This window comes from Streptomyces sp. NPDC020742 (assembly GCF_040641675.1).
Lineage (GTDB): Bacteria > Actinomycetota > Actinomycetes > Streptomycetales > Streptomycetaceae > Streptomyces.
Genome location: NZ_JBFAEA010000029.1, coordinates 1 through 15,669 on the forward strand (window position 1 = coordinate 1; position 15,669 = coordinate 15,669).

Genomic DNA, 15,669 nt, shown 5'->3' on the forward strand with positions numbered 1-15,669 from the left:
CACGTCCGACCCGAACCCGGCGAGCGTCACCACCGGCTCCGTCACCGTCGACAAGCCCATCGTCACCAACTGGCACACCACCCCCACCGATGCCGTCCCCGGCGACGGCACCGACAACTGACGCCTTTCCACACGGCGAACCCCGCGTGCCCGAGCTGGCGCGAGCCAGGCCCGGGCACGGCCAGGACCCCGCAGCCGCCGCGCACGCCCCGCTCGCCTCCCGACGGCCGGGTGGGCGCACCGCACATGCGGCCAACGGGTCGCTGTCAGCCGAACGTTGGCCGAATGCCGGCGGGCACCGGGAAGCCGTAGCACGGCGGACCCGGCGCCTGTGCGACCGTGCGGGCGCGCCACCGGCCCCATGGGAGGAACGGCCGCGTCGCGGTGAGCGAGGGTGCTGTGCAGTCCACCGGCGTTCGCGCACCTGCCCGCGGCCTATGATCCTCGCCAAAAGAATCAAGGAGACCGGCAGGTCTCCTGGCATCCGGAAGGTCCAGTGGATTCGCAAGGCCGTCATACGACAGAACCGCGGGCGATCAGGGCGCAGTTGCCCGCGGTGCAGGGGGCGGACCGGATCCGGTTGCTCGGTCCCGTCCGGTACGTCTCGGCCCGGGGGGACGCCACCCGGCCCGGCGCACCCGGCCCCCAGACCGTGTTGGCGGCCCTGGCGCTGAGCCCCGGCACGCTGGTGACGGTGGACGAACTCGTCGACGGCCTCTACTTCGACGATCCGCCCGCCTCCGCCCGGCGGGTGGTCGTCACCTACATCCACCGGCTGCGCACGCACCTGGACCGTGAAGCCGGCGCGGAACCGGGCAGCGGTGCGGCACGGGCCACCATCGAGACCATGGCCGACGGATACGTCCTCCAGCTCCCCGAGGACCGGGTGGACGCCCTGCTCTTCCGACGGCTCAGCGCGCGGGCCCGGCGGCACGCCGACGCCGGTGACCCCGCTGCGGGGGCCGCCTGCCTGGAGGAGGCGCTGGCGATGTGGCAGGGACCCGCGCTGGCGGGGCTGCCCGGGCCGTTCGCGCGGGACTGGCGTCGTGCGCTGGGCGAGCAGTTGGCGTCGGCGCTGGAGTACCGGCTGGAGCTGCTGTTGGCGTGCGGGCGCCATACGGAGGCCGTGCCGGACATCGCGCGGGCCCTGAAGACGTACCCCTACCGGGAGCGTCTGCACGGTGCGTTGATGCTCGCCCTGTACCGGTCGGGGCGCGCGGCCGAGGCGCTGGCGGCCTACGATCGCGCCCGCCGGGTGCTCGCCGAGGACCTGGGCATCGACACCGGGCCCGCGCTGCGCACCCTGCACGCCGCGATCCTGGCGGGGGACCACACCAGCCTGGCCCCCGCCCAGGGCCGAGCGGATGCCGCACCGCGGGCGGCGACCGAACCGAAGGGCGTCGACCCCGCGCCGGAGCCGGCCCAACTGCCGCCGGTGCCGTCCGACTTCACCGGCCGCCGGGAGCAGATGGCGGAGCTGGTCTCCGCGCTGACCACGGGCCGGGCGCACGCCGTCGGGGTCATCACGGGCATGGGCGGGGCCGGGAAGACGGCGCTGGCCCTGCGGGCGGCGCACGCGGTCGCCGGGAGCTACCCGGACGGCCAGCTGTACGCGAACCTGCGGGCGCCCGACGGCGAGCCCGCCGAACCGGCCGAGGTCCTCGCGGGCTTCCTGACCGGGCTGGGCCTGCCCACCGAGCGGATACCGGCCTCCCTGGCCGAGCGCGCGGCGCTCTTCCGCACCCTGCTCTCGGGGCGGGCTGTCCTCGTCGTGCTCGACAACGCCGCGACCACGACACAGGTGGAACCGCTGCTGCCGGGCGCCGCCGGGTGCGCCGTGCTGATCACCGGCCGCACCCTGGCCGCGATGCCCGCCACGGTCACCTTGCCGCTGGGGGGACTCGGCGTCGACGACGCCGTGGAACTGATCGGCAAGATCGCCGGAATCCACCGGACCCAGCAGGAGCCGGACGCGGTCGCGGCGCTGGCGTCGGCCTGCGGCCACCTGCCGCTCGCGCTGCGGGCGGCCGGGGCACGGCTGGCGGGCCGGCCGGGGTGGAGCGTCGCCGCGCTGCTGGAGCGGGTCTCGGATCAGGCCCGGCTCCTCGCGGAGCTACGGGTGGGCGAGGTGACGGTCGAGGCGGTGTTCGAGATGTCGTTCGCACAACTGCCCGCCCGGCACGCCCGGGCGTTCCTCGCCCTGTCGGTCCCGCACTGCGCCGAGTTCGATGTGCGGGCCGCGGCGGCGGCCCTGCGGATGCCGGAGCAGGAGGCGGAGGACGTGCTGGAGGCGCTGGTCGATGCCGCGCTGCTGGAGACCGGGTCGCCGGGCTGCTACCACTTCCACGACCTGGTCGGGGCGTACGCACGGCAGAAGGCCCGCACTGAGCTGTCCGCCGCCGAACACCGCGCGGTGGTGCGCGGCGCGATCGACTTCCTGTGCGCCGGAGTCGTCGCGGCCGTACGGGCCACCCAGCCGCTGAGCGGCCCGCTGACCGCGGAGATCCACCCGCGCAGGACCGCCGACCTGGAGATGTCCGGCGCGCCGGAGGCGGTGCGGTGGGTCCGCGGGGCACTGCCCGCGCTGACCGCCGTGGTCGAACAGGTCGCGGCCGACGGCGATCCGGACGCGGTGGCGCTGGCCGTGGACGTGCTGACCCTGGTGCCCTGCTTCGAGGAGATGCTGCCCCTGGGGGCGCTCGGACGGGCCGCCACCGCCCTGCTCCCGGCGGCGCTGGCGCACTGCGACCGACCCGTGATCGGCACCGCCTACTACGCGGCGGGCACGATCCTCAGGAAGTCCCCCAGCTCCGGCTCCCCGCACCGCGCCCGCGAGCATCTGCAGAAAGTGGTGGAGATCTTCGGTGCGGCGCCCAAGCCCGCCGAAGGTGAGCGGCCTTTCCTCGCCGTGCTGTTCACCCTCGCCATGCTGGCCGGTCTGGAGCTTCAGCTCGGCAACTTCGAGGCGGCCCGCGGATACGCACAGCGGTCGGTGGCATTGGCCGCGACCACCGGCGACCAGGCGCTGGTCGCCCGGCGCCGCACCATCCTGCTCCAGATCGAGGTCCTGGATCCGGAGCGGCAGACGGATCTGGCCGCCATCGGGGCGCAGTGCCGGGAGCTGGCCGCCGTCCTCACTCGCTACCAGGACGCGAAATGGCTGATCAGGGTGATGATGACGGAGGCGGACAGCATGTTGTACGGCGGTCAGCACGCCACGGCGGCCCGGCTGTACCGGCGGGTGCTGGAACGGGCCTGGGCCACACAGCATCTCCGCAACGCGACGGAGTGCCAGTTCCGGCTGGCCGAGGCCCTGTTGGGGGCCCACGACGCCGAGGCCGCGGTCGACCACGCCCGGGAGGCGCTGGCCGGTGCCCAGGACGCCGGTGAACAGCAGCTACTGGCGCGCAGCCACCAGGTACTGGGCGACGCCCTGCGTGCCGTGGGGCGGTCCGACCAGGCGGACGGCCACCTGGCGAAGGCCGCCGCGTTGTACCGGGAGTTGCGGCAGGCCGGGCCGGTCGTCGCTGTCTTCCCGTGACATGTCCCGCCCGGGTCACCCTCGGCGCCCGGGCGGGACGTGTCACGCACGTACGGGCCTCACCCGCGCCCGCGCTCCAGCCACGCGCCCAGCACCGGTCCGATCTGCGCGAGTTGATCCGGGCGGGTCAGCTCGCCGTGTGCGCCGCGCACCGGGGTGACCTCGACCCGGCCCGTGACGTACGGGTGCCAGTCGTGCGGCCGGGGGGCGTCCGCGGCCTTGCCCTCGGTGGCCTCGAAGAGCAGCGCATCGCCCTGGAAGGTGCGGGGCACCCAGCCGCTCTGGAGGTCGCCGTGGTGCGCGAAGACCCGCAGCATGGCCGCGGTGCCGCGCTCCCCGAGCAGGGCGAGTGGCCCGGCGGGGTCCCCGGCGTCCGGCTGCCGGCCCAGCGAGGCGAAGAGCGCCTGCCGGAGCTCGGCCTCGTTGCCCGCCTCGTCCCCGCGCGGGGTGCCGCCGCCCGGCGGGAAGCTGTCCATCAGCACCAGGGAGGCGACCTCCTGGCCGTCCTCCTGGAGCTGGACGGCCATCTCGTGGGCCACCAGGCCGCCGAAGGACCAGCCGAGCAGCGCGTAGGGACCCTGCGGCCGGACCGCGCGGACCTGCGCGAGGTAGGACCGCACCAGCTCCGCCATGCTGTCCGGGGCGGCGTCCGGCTCGGTGAGCCCGTGCGCCTGGAGGCCGTACACGGGCTGGTCGGGCGGCAGGTGGCGCAGCAGCCCCGAGTACACCCAGCTGATGCCGGCCGCCGGATGGATGCAGAACAGCGGGACGGGTGCGGCGGCCGCACGGGGGGACGACGACGGACGGGCCTTGCGCAAGGGGAGGAGCACGGCGAGCGCGTCCTCCCGCCGGTCCCCGGTGAGGCGTTCGGCGAGTTCGGCGACGGTGGGGGCGTCGAACAGGGTCCTTAAGTCCAGCTCGGCCCCGAGCACGGACCGGATCCGGCCGATCAGCCGGGTGGCGAGCATCGAATGGCCGCCCAGCGCGAAGAAGTCGTCGTCGATGCCCACCTCGGGCACGCCCAGCACCTGCGAGAACAGTCCGCACAGGAATTCCTCGCGCACCGTGCGCGGACCGCGCCGGTGCTCCGCCGCGCCGCCGCCCGGTGCCGGCAGCGCACGCCGGTCCAGCTTTCCGCGTGCGGTCAGCGGCAGGGCGTCCAGGAGGACGAAGGCGGACGGCACCATGTGGCGCGGCAGCGTGGCCGCCGCGAAGCGCCGCAGCGCGCCCGCGTCCGGCAGCTCCGCCGCCGGGCCGTCACCGCCTCGTGCGGGAACCATATAGGCCACCAGCCGCCGGTCACCGGGCCGGTCCTCCCGCACGATCACCGCGACGTCGCCCACCGCGTCGTGACCGGCGAGCGCCGTCTCCACCTCGCCCGGCTCGATCCGGAAGCCCCGGATCTTGACCTGTTCGTCGGTGCGGCCCACGTACTCCAGGGCGCCGTCGGCGGTCCACCGCGCCAGGTCCCCGGTGCGGTACATCCGCTCACCGGGTCCGCCGAAGGGGCAGGCCACGAACCGCTGCGCGGTCAGCGCGGGCCGGCCGACGTAGCCGCGGGCCACTCCGGCCCCCGCCAGGTACAGCTCGCCGGTGACCCCGGGCGGTACCGGCCTGAGCCCCGCGTCCAGGACGTAGACGCGGTTGTTCCCCATCGGCCGTCCGATCGTGGGCCGCTCGTGGTCCGCGGCGTACGCGTACGTGACGTACACCGTGGCCTCCGTCGGACCGTAGCCGTTGACGATCGCGGTCCCGGTCACGGTCCGCAGTTCGCTCCACAGGGCCTGGTCGCAGCCCTCGCCGCCGAGCTCGATCACCCGCGGCCGGGCGGGCCGGTCGGCCGACAGCAGCCCGGCCGCCATCAGTTGGCGGCAGAACGTCGGTGAGATCTCCAGGTAGTCGATGGCCTCGGAGGCGACGTACCCGGCCAGCGCCTGCGGATCCCGGCGGGTCTCGTCGTCGACCAGGTGCAGTTCATGGCCGCCCATCAGCCACAGCAGCGGGCACCAGGACGAGTCGAAGGTCAGCGGGCCGGTCAGCGCGGCCCGCAGCCGCTGCCCGCCCGCCGCCTGCGCGGCGTGCACCTCGCCGAGGTGGCCGTGGAAGAGGTTGATCAGGCCGCGGTGTTCGACCGCGACGCCCTTCGGCCGGCCCGTCGAACCGGAGGTGTAGATCACATAGGCGAGGTGCTCCGGGCGCAGCCGTACGGGACGGTCCTCAGGGGCGGGATCGACGGACGGGTACCCGGCGCGGGTCGCGTGGACGGCGGCATCGTCGAGCGGCAGGACCGGCAGCTCCGCCGTGCAGTGCGGTCGCAGCCGGGCCTCGCCCGCCATGTCGGTCAGCAGCAGCACGGGGGCCGCGTCAGCCAGCATCAGGCCGAGCCGCTCGACCGGGTACTCCGGGTCCAGCGGTACGTAGCAGGCGCCGGCCTTCAGCACGGCGAGCTGGGCGACGAGGTGCTCGGCGGTGCGCGGCATCAGGGTCGCCACGTGCTGGTCCGCCCCCACTCCCTGGCCGATCAGCAGCCAGGCCAGCTGGTTGGCCCGGGAGTTGAGCTCTCCGAAGGTCAGCCGACCGTGGGCATCGACCAGGGCGGTGGCGTCGGGCGAGCGCCGGGCGTGCTCCTCGAAGACCTCATGCAGCAGCCGGTCGTCGGGCAGCGCACGGTCGGTGTCGTTCCACTGCGTCAGGATGCGGGCGGTCTCCTGCGGGCAGAGCAGGTCCAGGGTGTCGATGCGGGTGTCCGGCGCGTCGCTGACCGTGCCGAGGACCCGCAGCAGGCCCTGGACCAGGAACTCGGCGGTGCGGTGGTCGAACAGGTCGGCCGCGTAGTGCAGGAGGCCGTGGATCCCTCCGGGGCCGTCGTCGGCCGCCGTGCGCTCGACGAAGGTGAAGTCGAGGTCGAACTTGGCGGGGGCGCTGTCGAAGGACTGGGGGGTGAGGGTGGTGTCGGCGAGGCGGAGGGTCGCCTCGGCGTTGTTCTGCAGGACGAGCATGGTCTGGAACAGCGGGTGCCGGCCACTGGTGCGGTCGGGGTTGAGCTCCTCCACGATCCGGTCGAAGGGCAGGTCCTGGTGGGCCAGCGCGGCGAGGTCGGTCTCGCGCACCCGCTGGAGGAGTTCGGCAAAGGTCGGATTGCCGGAGGTGTCGGTGCGCAGGACGAGGGTGTTGACGAAGAAGCCGACGAGGTCGTCGAGGGCCTGGTCGGTGCGTCCCGCGGTGGGGGTGCCGAGCGGGATGTCAGTGCCGGCACCGAGCCTGGTCAGCAGGGTCGCCACCGCGGCCTGGAGGGCCATGAAGACCGTCGCGCCGTGATCGCGGGCGAGGGAGGCCAGACGCCCGTGCAGTGCGGCCGGCAGCTCGAAACGGACCAGGCCACCCTCGTAGGTGGGCCGCGCCGGGCGCGGCCGGTCGAGCGGAAGCGCCAGCTCCTGCGGCAGGTCAGAGAGGGTACGGGTCCAGAACGCCGCCTGCTCCTCCCCCACCTCCGCCAACAACGCACGCTGCCACAGCGCGTAATCGGCATACTGCACCGGCAACGCCACCCACTGCGGAACACCACCCGCCAACCGCGCCGCATAAGCGACCGACAGATCGCGCAACAGCGGCGCCTCCGACCACCCATCACTCGCAATGTGATGCAGTGCCAGCAACAGCACCTGGCCGTCGTCGTCCGTCCCTGTCGTGAACAGCGTTGCTCTCAGGGGGAGTTCGGATGCCAACGCGAAGGGCCGGAAGGCCTCTTCGTGGAGGCGCGCGGCGGCCGCATCCGCTGTACACCGCACGACGGCGAGGTCCACCACGGCCTGCTCCGGGGGCAGGATCCGCTGGAAGGGCTCCCCCTCGACGGCGGGGTAGACGGTCCGCAACGCCTCATGGCGCGCCACCACATCGTTGACCGCCAGCCGCAAGGCCTCCACGTCCACCGGGCCGTCGATACCGAAGGCGAACGGCGCGTTGTAGGTCGGGCTCTGCTCGAAACGGTCCAGGAACCACAACCGCTGCTGCGCGAACGACAACGGCACCACCTCAGGACGCACACCGGCAACCACCGCCGGGCGCGCCGCGACCCCGTCCGCGGCCAGCTGCTCCACCAGGCCCGCCACGGTCGGCGCACCGAAGAGCGTCCGTACGCCCAACTCCACACCGAGCACCGTCCGGATCCGACTGATCAACCGCGTCGCCTTGAGCGAATGCCCACCCAGGGCGAAGAAGTTGTCGTCCACCCCGACCCTCGGCACCTCCAGCACCTGGGCGAACAGGCCACACAACAACTCCTCCTGCACCGACCGCGGCCCCCGCGCCATGCCGCCCTCGGTCACGGAGGCCACCACCGTACGAGGGCTCTCCTCATCCCGCCGCACCTCAGCACGCCGCACCTCAGCGCGCCGTTCCTCACTACGCCGCAGCAACGCCCGCTCCTGCGCCGCGGATTCAAAGACCTGCACGCCCTCCACACCGACGTCCGGATCCGCCGTCACCGCATCCACCACCCGGACGAACGAACGGTGCAGCAGCTCAGCGGTGCCGGCATCGAAGAGATCGGTGGCGTACACCAGGGCCGCTGAGATCCCCACCGGGTTCTCGGCGGCGTCCCGCTGCTCCGCGAAGTTCCAGCTGAGGTCGAACTTGGAGGGGTGCGCGTCGAGGGGGTGGGGGGTGAGCGTGGTGTCCGCGAGGCGGAGGGTCGCCTCGGCGTTGTTCTGGAGGACGAGCATGGTCTGGAACAGCGGGTGCCGACTGGTGGTGCGGTCGGGGTTGACCTCCTCCACGATCCGGTCGAACGGCAGGTCCTCGTGTGCAAAGGCCGCCAGGTCCGCCTCACGCACCCGCTCCAGCAGTTCGGCGAAGGTCGGATTGCCGGAGGTATCGGTGCGCAGGACGAGGGTGTTGACGAAGAAGCCAACGAGGTCGTCGAGGGCCTGGTCGGTGCGTCCCGCCGTGGGGGTGCCGAGCGGGATGTCAGTGCCGGCACCGAGCCTGGTCAGCAGCGTCGCCACCGCCGCCTGGAGGGCCATGAAGACCGTCGCGCCGTGATCACGGGCGAGGGAGGCCAGACGCCCGTGGAGTGCGGCCGGCAGCTCGAAACGGACCAGGCCACCCTCATGCGTCGGCCGCGCCGGCCGCGGCCGATCGAGCGGAAGCGCCAGCTCCTGCGGCAGATCGGAGAGGGTACGGGTCCAGAACGCCGCCTGCTCCTCCCCCACCTCCGCCAACAACTCCCGCTGCCACAGCGCGTAATCGGCATACTGCACCGGCAACGCCACCCACTGCGGAACACCACCCGCCAACCGCGCCGCATAAGCGACCGACAGATCGCGCAACAGCGGCGCCTCCGACCACCCATCACTCGCAATGTGATGCAACACCAACAACAGCACATGCTCATCGGCAGCGGTCGAGAACAACGTCACTCTCAGCGGCAGCTCGGACGCCAACGCAAAGGGAGTGAAGGCGGCCTCCTGGATCAGTGCGTGCAGGTCTTCGTCGGCACACTGCACCACCGAGACCTTGGCCGCCGCGTGCTCGGGCAGCAGGATCCGTTGGAAGGGCTCCCCCTCGACAGTGGGGAAGACCGTGCGCAGGGACTCGTGGCGGGCCACCACATCCTCGATCGCCCGTTGCAGGGCCTCCACGTCCACCGGGCCGTCGATACCGAAGGCGAACGGCGCGTTGTAGGTCGGGCTCTGCTCGAAACGGTCCAGGAACCACAACCGCTGCTGCGCGAACGACAACGGCACCACCTCAGGACGCGCAACGGGAGTCACCGCTGGGCGCGCGGCGACCCCGTCATCGACCCCGGCCGTCAACCGCTCCGCCAGGCCCGCCACCGTCGGCGCGCGGAACAGCTCCCGCACGCCCAACTCCACACCCAGCACCGTCCGGATCCGACTGATCAACCGCGTCGCCTTGAGCGAATGCCCACCCAGGGCGAAGAAGTTGTCCTCCACCCCGACCCTCGGCACCTCCAGCACCTGGGCGAACGGGCCGCACAACAACTCCTCCTGCACCGACCGCGGCCCCCGCGCCATGCCGCCCTCGGTCACGGAGGCCACCACCGTACGAGGGCTCTCCTCAGCACGCCGCACCTCAGCGCGCCGTTCCTCACTACGCCGCAGCAACGCCCGCTCCTGCGCCGCGGATTCAAAGACCTCCACGCCCTCCACACCGACGTCCGGATCCGCCGTCACCGCGTCCACCACCCGGACGAACAGTCGGTGCAGCAGCTCAGCGGTGTCGGCATCGAAGAGATCGGTGGCGTACTGGAGCATCCCCGAGATCCCTGCCGGGTTCTCGTGGGCGTCCCGCTGCTCCGCGAAACTCCAGCCCAGATCGAACTTGGAGGGGGCGGAGTCGAGCGGCTGCGCGATGATGAGGGTGTCGGGCAGGTCCAGACTGGCCCGTGCGTTGTTCTGGAGGACGAGCATGGTCTGGAACAGCGGGTGCCGACTGGTGGTGCGGTCGGGGTTGACCTCCTCCACGATCCGGTCGAACGGCAGGTCCTCGTGCGCAAAGGCCGCCAGGTCCGCCTCACGCACCCGCTCCAGCAGTTCGGCGAACGTCGGATTGCCGGAGGTATCGGTGCGCAGGACGAGGGTGTTGACGAAGAAACCCACCAGATCATCGAGGGCCTGGTCCGACCGCCCCGCCGTGGCCGTACCCAACGGCACATCGGTACCGGCACCCAGCCGCGTCAACAACACCCCCAACGCCGCCTGCAGCACCATGAACGTCGTCACTCCCTGCCCGCGGGCCAAGGAGTCCAGCCGGTGATGGAGCTCGGCGGGAATGCCGAAGTGCAGGAGGCCGCCCGCATGGGTGGGGTGGTCCGGGCGCGGCCGATCGGTGGGGAGCGCCAACTCCGGCGGCAGATCGGAGAGGGTGCGGGCCCAGAACTCCGCCTGCTCCTCCCCCACCTCCGCCAACAACGCACGCTGCCACAGCGCGTAATCGGCATACTGCACCGGCAACGCCATCCACTGCGGAACACCACCCGCCAACCGCGCCGCATAGGCAACCGACAGATCGCGCAACAGCGGCGCCTCCGACCACCCGTCACTCGCGATGTGATGCAACGTCAGGAGCAGGACATGGTCGTCCGGACCCGTCGTGAACAGCGTCACCCGCAGCGGCAGCTCGGACGCCAACGCGAAGGGCCGGAAGGCTTCCTCGTGGAAGCGGCGGGTGACCTCCTCGGCGGCGCACGACACGACGGTGAGGTCCACCTCGGCCTGCTCCGGGGGCAGGATCCGCTGGAAGGGCTCCCCCTCGACGGCGGGGTAGACGGTCCGCAGCGACTCATGGCGCGCCACCACGTCATTGACCGCCAGCCGCAGCGCCTCCACCTCCAGCGCACCACGTACACGGAAGGCGAACGGCGCGTTGTAGGTCGGGCTCTGCTCGAAACGGTCCAGGAACCACAACCGCTGCTGCGCGAACGACAACGGCACCACCTCAGGACGCACACCGGCAACCACCGCCGGGCGCGCCGGGCCCCCGTCCGCGCCCTGCGCCGTCAACCGTTCCGTCAGGCCCGCCACGGTCGGCGCGCCGAACAGCTCCCGGATCCCGAGTTGTACGCCGAGCACCGAGCGGATCCGGCTGAGCAACTGGGCGGCCTTGAGCGAATGGCCGCCCAGGGCGAAGAAGTTGTCGTCCGGTGCCACGCTCGGCACACCGAGCACCTGCGCGAACAGGCCGCACAGCAACTCCTCCTGCACCGTCCGCGGATTCTGCGACTGGCTCATGACGCTCCCTTGAAGATCCGGAATGGATTCAGTTGCCGATGGCCGGCTTCGGTGTCAGATCGGTCCAGTGCGTGTCGACGTAGTCGAGGCACGCCTGGTAGCCGGTCGCGCCGTGCGCCACGGTCCAGCCCATGGGGGGTGCCAGCCGCGCCGGCCACAGGGAGTGCTGGTTGTCGTCGTTGGTCAGGACCAGGTAGGTCCCGTCGGCGTCTTCGAAGGGGTTCGTCACCGCGCGGGTGTCCTTTCAGGCGAAGCAGGGAGAGGGAGGGAAGGCGAGAGGGGAAGAAGGAAGGAGAGGGCAGAGGGCAGAGGGGAGCGAGGAGGGAGGAGCGGAGCAGCCGCGTGGGCGGGGGCCGGGCGGGGCGGTGCGCGCTCAGGCGGGGGCGCCGGTGGTGAGCGGGGTGGTGAGTGCGGGGATGTGGAGCGGCAGCCGGCGCCAGATCTCGGGGGTGTAGAAGTGACCCCCGGGCAGGATGTCGTGGCGGTAGGAGCCGAGCGCGACCCGGCGCCACTGGTTTCCGGCATCCCGCTCGATGACGTCGTCGTCGGTCGCCGAGAGCATCTGCACCGGGACGCTCACACTGGCTCCCGGCGTGTAGCGGAAGGTGTCGCGGACGTGGATGTCCGCCCGCATGAGTTCCACCGCCATCTCCTGGAGATCGGGGTCCTCCAGGACGTGCGCCGGCATCAGGCCGTTGGTGCGCATCCAGTCCAGCAGCGAGGTGTCCGTGTCCTGGCGGGCGGGGAACATGTCGCGGGGCGTCAGGCCCCGGTCGGGCGCGTTGCACGAGGAGACGACCAGCGTCTCGGGCAGCGGTCCGCCGTCGCTCTCGATGCGGGCCGCCACGTCGAACGCCATCCAGCCCCCCATGCTGTGGCCGAACAGGACGTACGGTCCCTGGACGGCGGAGAGGACGGCGGCGGTGGTGTCGGCCGCGAGTTCGTCCCAGTCCGTCGCGCAGGGCTCCAGGAACCGTCCCTCGCGGCCGGGGTAGCAGACGGCGGAGAGGGCCACGTCCGCCGGAAGGCAGTCGCCCCAGGCGTGGTACGGCCCGGTGCCGCCGCCGCAGAACCCCAGGCAGATCAGCGTGCGCGAGGTCTGCTCGGTCCGTTCCTTGATCTGGATGACGGTGGTGTCCTGCCTGGCGTGGCTGTGTCCGGCCATGATGGCTCGCTTCCTCTTCCTCTCGTACGGATGGGGAGCCGGGGCTGTGCCACCCCGGCGGCGGGGCAGTGACCGGCGGCCCGTGCCCCGCTGGGCTGGGGCGGCGGTCAGGCTGCGGCGCGCAGCGTCTCGACGTGCCGGGCGAGGTCCCGGAGCTGCGGGTGCCGGTAGACCTCGCGGGTCGACATGGCGATCCCGAACTGCTTCTTGAGCCGGGCCACGACGCGCAGCGCGATCAGCGAGTGGCCGCCCATGGCGAAGAAGTCGTCGTCGGCACGGACGTGCGCACGGCCGAGCACCTCGGACCACACGGCCGCGATCAGCGTCTCGACCTCGCCCTCGGGGGCGTTCTCCCGGTCTGCGGCCGTCTCCGTGTCCGCGGTCGGGTGCTCCTCGGGGGCGGGCAGGGCGGCGAGGTCCACCTTCCCGTTGACCGTCAGCGGCAGGGCCTCGAGGCGGGTGTACCCGGTCGGGATCATGAACGTCGGGAGCAGGGCGGCCAGGTGTGCGCGGAACGCCTCGGCGGTCGGGGGCTCGTCGGCCGAGTCCGCCGAGGCCTCCGAGGCCACGACGTAGGCGACGAGCTGTTCGCCGGAGACCGGGCTGTGGTGGAGCGTGACCGCGGCCGCGGAGACGGCCGGGTGGCGGGTCAGTGCCGCCTCGATCTCGCCGGGCTCGACGCGGTAGCCGCGGATCTTGATCTGCCGGTCCATGCGCCCCAGGTACTCCATGGCCCCGTCCGCGCGGCGGCGCACCTTGTCGCCGGTGCGGTACATCCGGGTGCCGTCGGCGGCGAAGGGGTCGGCGACGAAGCGCGTGGCGGTCAGCGCGGGCCGGTTGACGTACCCCAGGGCCACCTGGGGGCCGGCGAGGTAGAGCTCCCCCGCCACGCCGTCGGCCACCGGGCGCAGGTCGGTGTCCAGGACGTGGGCCCGGACGCCCGGCAGCGCGGGGCCGATGTGCGGTGCCCCGCCGTCGATCCAGGTGGCGGCGGTGTCCACGGTGCACTCGGTGGGGCCGTACAGGTTCAGCGCTTCGAGCCGCCCGGCGGCGCGTTCGGCCGCCAGCTCCCGCCAGGTGCCCTCGGGGACCGGTTCGCCGCCCATGAACAGGCGCAGTGCCCGTCCCTCGGCGGCGCGTACGAGCAGGTCGTGGCGGAGCAGGTGCCAGTGCGAGGGGGTCAGGTCGAGGTCCTGCACGCCGTGCGCGTCCAGGGCCGCGCTCAGCCGGGCGGGGTCCGTGCGCTCGTCCTCGTCGAGGACGACCAGGGTGTCGCCGCGGCACACCCGTGCCCACTGCTGGACCGAGGCGTCGAAGGAGACGCTGGCGTTCCAGGCCACCACGCGCGGCTCCGGGGCGTACATGCCCGCCTCCTCCAGCGCCGCCACGAGGGCGGCCACGCCGCCACGGGTGGTCTCGACGCCCTTGGGGGTGCCCGTGGAGCCCGACGTGTAGATCACGTAGGCCGGTGCGGGTGCGGCGACCGGGACGGGCGGGGTCAGGCGCCGGTCCGCCGTCGCACCGGGCCGGCCAACGGCGAGGGTGTGCACGCCGAGCGGCCACTCCCCCGCGGCCGCCGTGGTCACCAGTACCCGGGCCCCGGCGTCGCGCACCATCGCGTGCCGCCGCTCACCGGGGTACGCGGGATCGATCGGCACGTACGCGGCACCCGCCCGCCAGACGGCCAGCAGCGCGACCACCAGGTCCGCGCCCCGGGGCAGGCTGACCCCTACCCGGTCGCCGGGCCGGACGCCCGACCCGCTCAGCGCATCCGCCAAGTCGGCCGTCAAGAGGTCCAGTTGGGCGAAGGTGAGTGCGCCGTTCCGGTCGCGAACGGCGGTCCGGTCCGGGCCGGTCGCCACGGCCTGCTGGAAGCGGGAGATGAGGTCGACGGGCCGACCGGGGGCGGCGGTCGCGTCGAGGCCGTGCGGGCCTTCGAGTACGCCGGTCATACGGCCTGCTCCTCTCGGGCGGCGGCGGCCACCGTGGGCCGGCAGTCCGCCAGCGCGACCGGGTCGCCCATGGCGACGACGATGCGCCGGTCACCGCGGAAGGGGTCGCGGCCGTGGGTGGACAGGACGTTGTCGACGAGCAGGATGTCGCCCGGCTGCCACGTGCGCCGCAGGGTCGCGCTCTCGTAGGCGGCGTTGATCGTCTCGATGTCCTCGCGGGTGAGGGGTTTGCCGTCACCGAGGGCGGTCTCGAACGGCAGCCCGTCGAGGCCGAATTCGTCCTGCAGGGTCTCCCGGACCTCCTCGTCCAGCGACCACGAGTTCCAGAAGGCCATGTGGTTGAACCAGACGCCCTCCCCCGTCTCGGGGTGGTGGATGATGCCGGGGCGCAGCTGCCGGGTGCGCAGCGCGCCGGAGTCGTCCCATGCACAGGAGACGAGGTTGTCCGCGCAGTACTTCTCGACCTCCTCGCGGCGCTCGGTGGCGAAAGCGGTGCGCCAGTCCAGGGAGATGTGCTCGGAGTAGTTGCGGGTCAGCAGCCAGCCCGCGGTGCGCATCCGCTCGACCAGGTCGGCGGGGAGGAGGCGCAGCACCTCGCGGCAGTCGGCGACCGGCGTGGCGCCGCCCTCTTCGGGGGCGGTCAGGCAGCCGAACAGCAGCAGACCGGGGAAGGTCAGGGTGTAGCTGTTCTCGTTGTGCATGCGGATCGGCTGATTCGGCGGCAGATCGGTGGAGGAGTACACGTCGTTGCCGTAGCTGCTGCGCGGGGTGGCCTTCTCCCGGTAGGGCGTGCGCTGCGGGACGAGGACGTCGCGGACCTTGGCGAAGTCCTCGACGTCGTGGACGGGCAGGCCGCGGAGGTACAGCGCGCCGTGCCGGTGCAGCGCCCCGCGGAGCTCGGAGTGGACCGAGGTGAGCCACGCGCACGCCTCGGTGGCGTCCGCGAACTGCGGGACCTGTGTCGTGGCCGGCTTTCCGGTCTCGATGGTCCAGGAAAGGGAATCACTCATCGTGCTGCGCGTCCTGTCGTGTCGTTTCTCACGGATTTCGTCCTACGCCTATTGCGCCGGTGGGTCATCCCCATCCGGTGTCGCGCTCATCGGTCGGTCCACCGTGCACGGCCGGGGGGAATTGACCTAAACGCATGGGAGGTTTCTCCTATGTCCTCGAGAGGGGGCTTTCCCGACCGACTCCACGGGACTCGGTCACCGGATTCGGTCGCAGGTCGACGGATTCGTTCACAGGTCGACGGAGTTCACG

General features: G+C 72.4%; 6 protein-coding genes. 1 reads left to right on the forward strand and 5 read right to left on the reverse strand.

Annotated features, from left to right (window positions below; genetic code table 11):
• Positions 1-556: 556 nt before the first annotated feature.
• On the forward strand, positions 557-3,541 hold the full coding sequence (locus AB0G84_RS31465; protein ID WP_361328542.1) for a BTAD domain-containing putative transcriptional regulator: 2,985 nt from the start codon (positions 557-559) through the stop codon (positions 3,539-3,541).
• Positions 3,542-3,600: 59 nt separating this feature from the next.
• On the opposite strand, the gene AB0G84_RS31470 is transcribed toward AB0G84_RS31465, so the two are convergent.
• The 5 genes from AB0G84_RS31470 to AB0G84_RS31490 all read right to left on the reverse strand — a co-directional run bounded on the left by AB0G84_RS31470 (position 3,601) and on the right by AB0G84_RS31490 (position 15,419).
• A complete protein-coding gene (locus AB0G84_RS31470; protein WP_361328365.1) occupies positions 3,601-11,292 on the reverse strand; it encodes an amino acid adenylation domain-containing protein in 7,692 nt (2,563 codons plus the stop codon).
• Between the two features lie 28 nt (positions 11,293-11,320).
• Positions 11,321-11,521 carry an MbtH family protein gene (locus AB0G84_RS31475; RefSeq protein WP_361328368.1) on the reverse strand — a complete coding sequence of 67 codons (201 nt, stop codon included), beginning with the start codon at positions 11,519-11,521 and terminating at the stop codon, positions 11,321-11,323.
• 144 nt (positions 11,522-11,665) lie between these two features.
• Positions 11,666-12,457, reverse strand: coding sequence for an alpha/beta fold hydrolase (locus AB0G84_RS31480; RefSeq protein ID WP_361328370.1), 792 nt, complete (start codon positions 12,455-12,457; stop codon positions 11,666-11,668).
• 107 nt (positions 12,458-12,564) lie between these two features.
• Positions 12,565-14,409, reverse strand: coding sequence for a non-ribosomal peptide synthetase (locus AB0G84_RS31485; protein WP_361328373.1), 1,845 nt, complete (start codon positions 14,407-14,409; stop codon positions 12,565-12,567).
• Positions 14,406-15,419, reverse strand: coding sequence for a TauD/TfdA family dioxygenase (locus AB0G84_RS31490; protein ID WP_361328376.1), 1,014 nt, complete (start codon positions 15,417-15,419; stop codon positions 14,406-14,408). The genes AB0G84_RS31485 and AB0G84_RS31490 overlap by 4 nt, the downstream gene beginning before the upstream one ends.
• Positions 15,420-15,669 lie beyond the last annotated feature (250 nt).

Bases quoted from the DNA above. Each gene is read 5' to 3' on its own strand.
- AB0G84_RS31470 (WP_361328365.1), bottom strand. From the start codon at position 11,292: ATGAGCCAGTCGCAGAATCCGCGGACGGTGCAGGAGGAGTTGCTGTGC.
- AB0G84_RS31480 (WP_361328370.1), bottom strand. From the start codon at position 12,457: ATGGCCGGACACAGCCACGCCAGGCAGGACACCACCGTCATCCAGATC.
- AB0G84_RS31485 (WP_361328373.1), bottom strand. From the start codon at position 14,409: ATGACCGGCGTACTCGAAGGCCCGCACGGCCTCGACGCGACCGCCGCC.
- AB0G84_RS31490 (WP_361328376.1), bottom strand. From the start codon at position 15,419: ATGAGTGATTCCCTTTCCTGGACCATCGAGACCGGAAAGCCGGCCACG.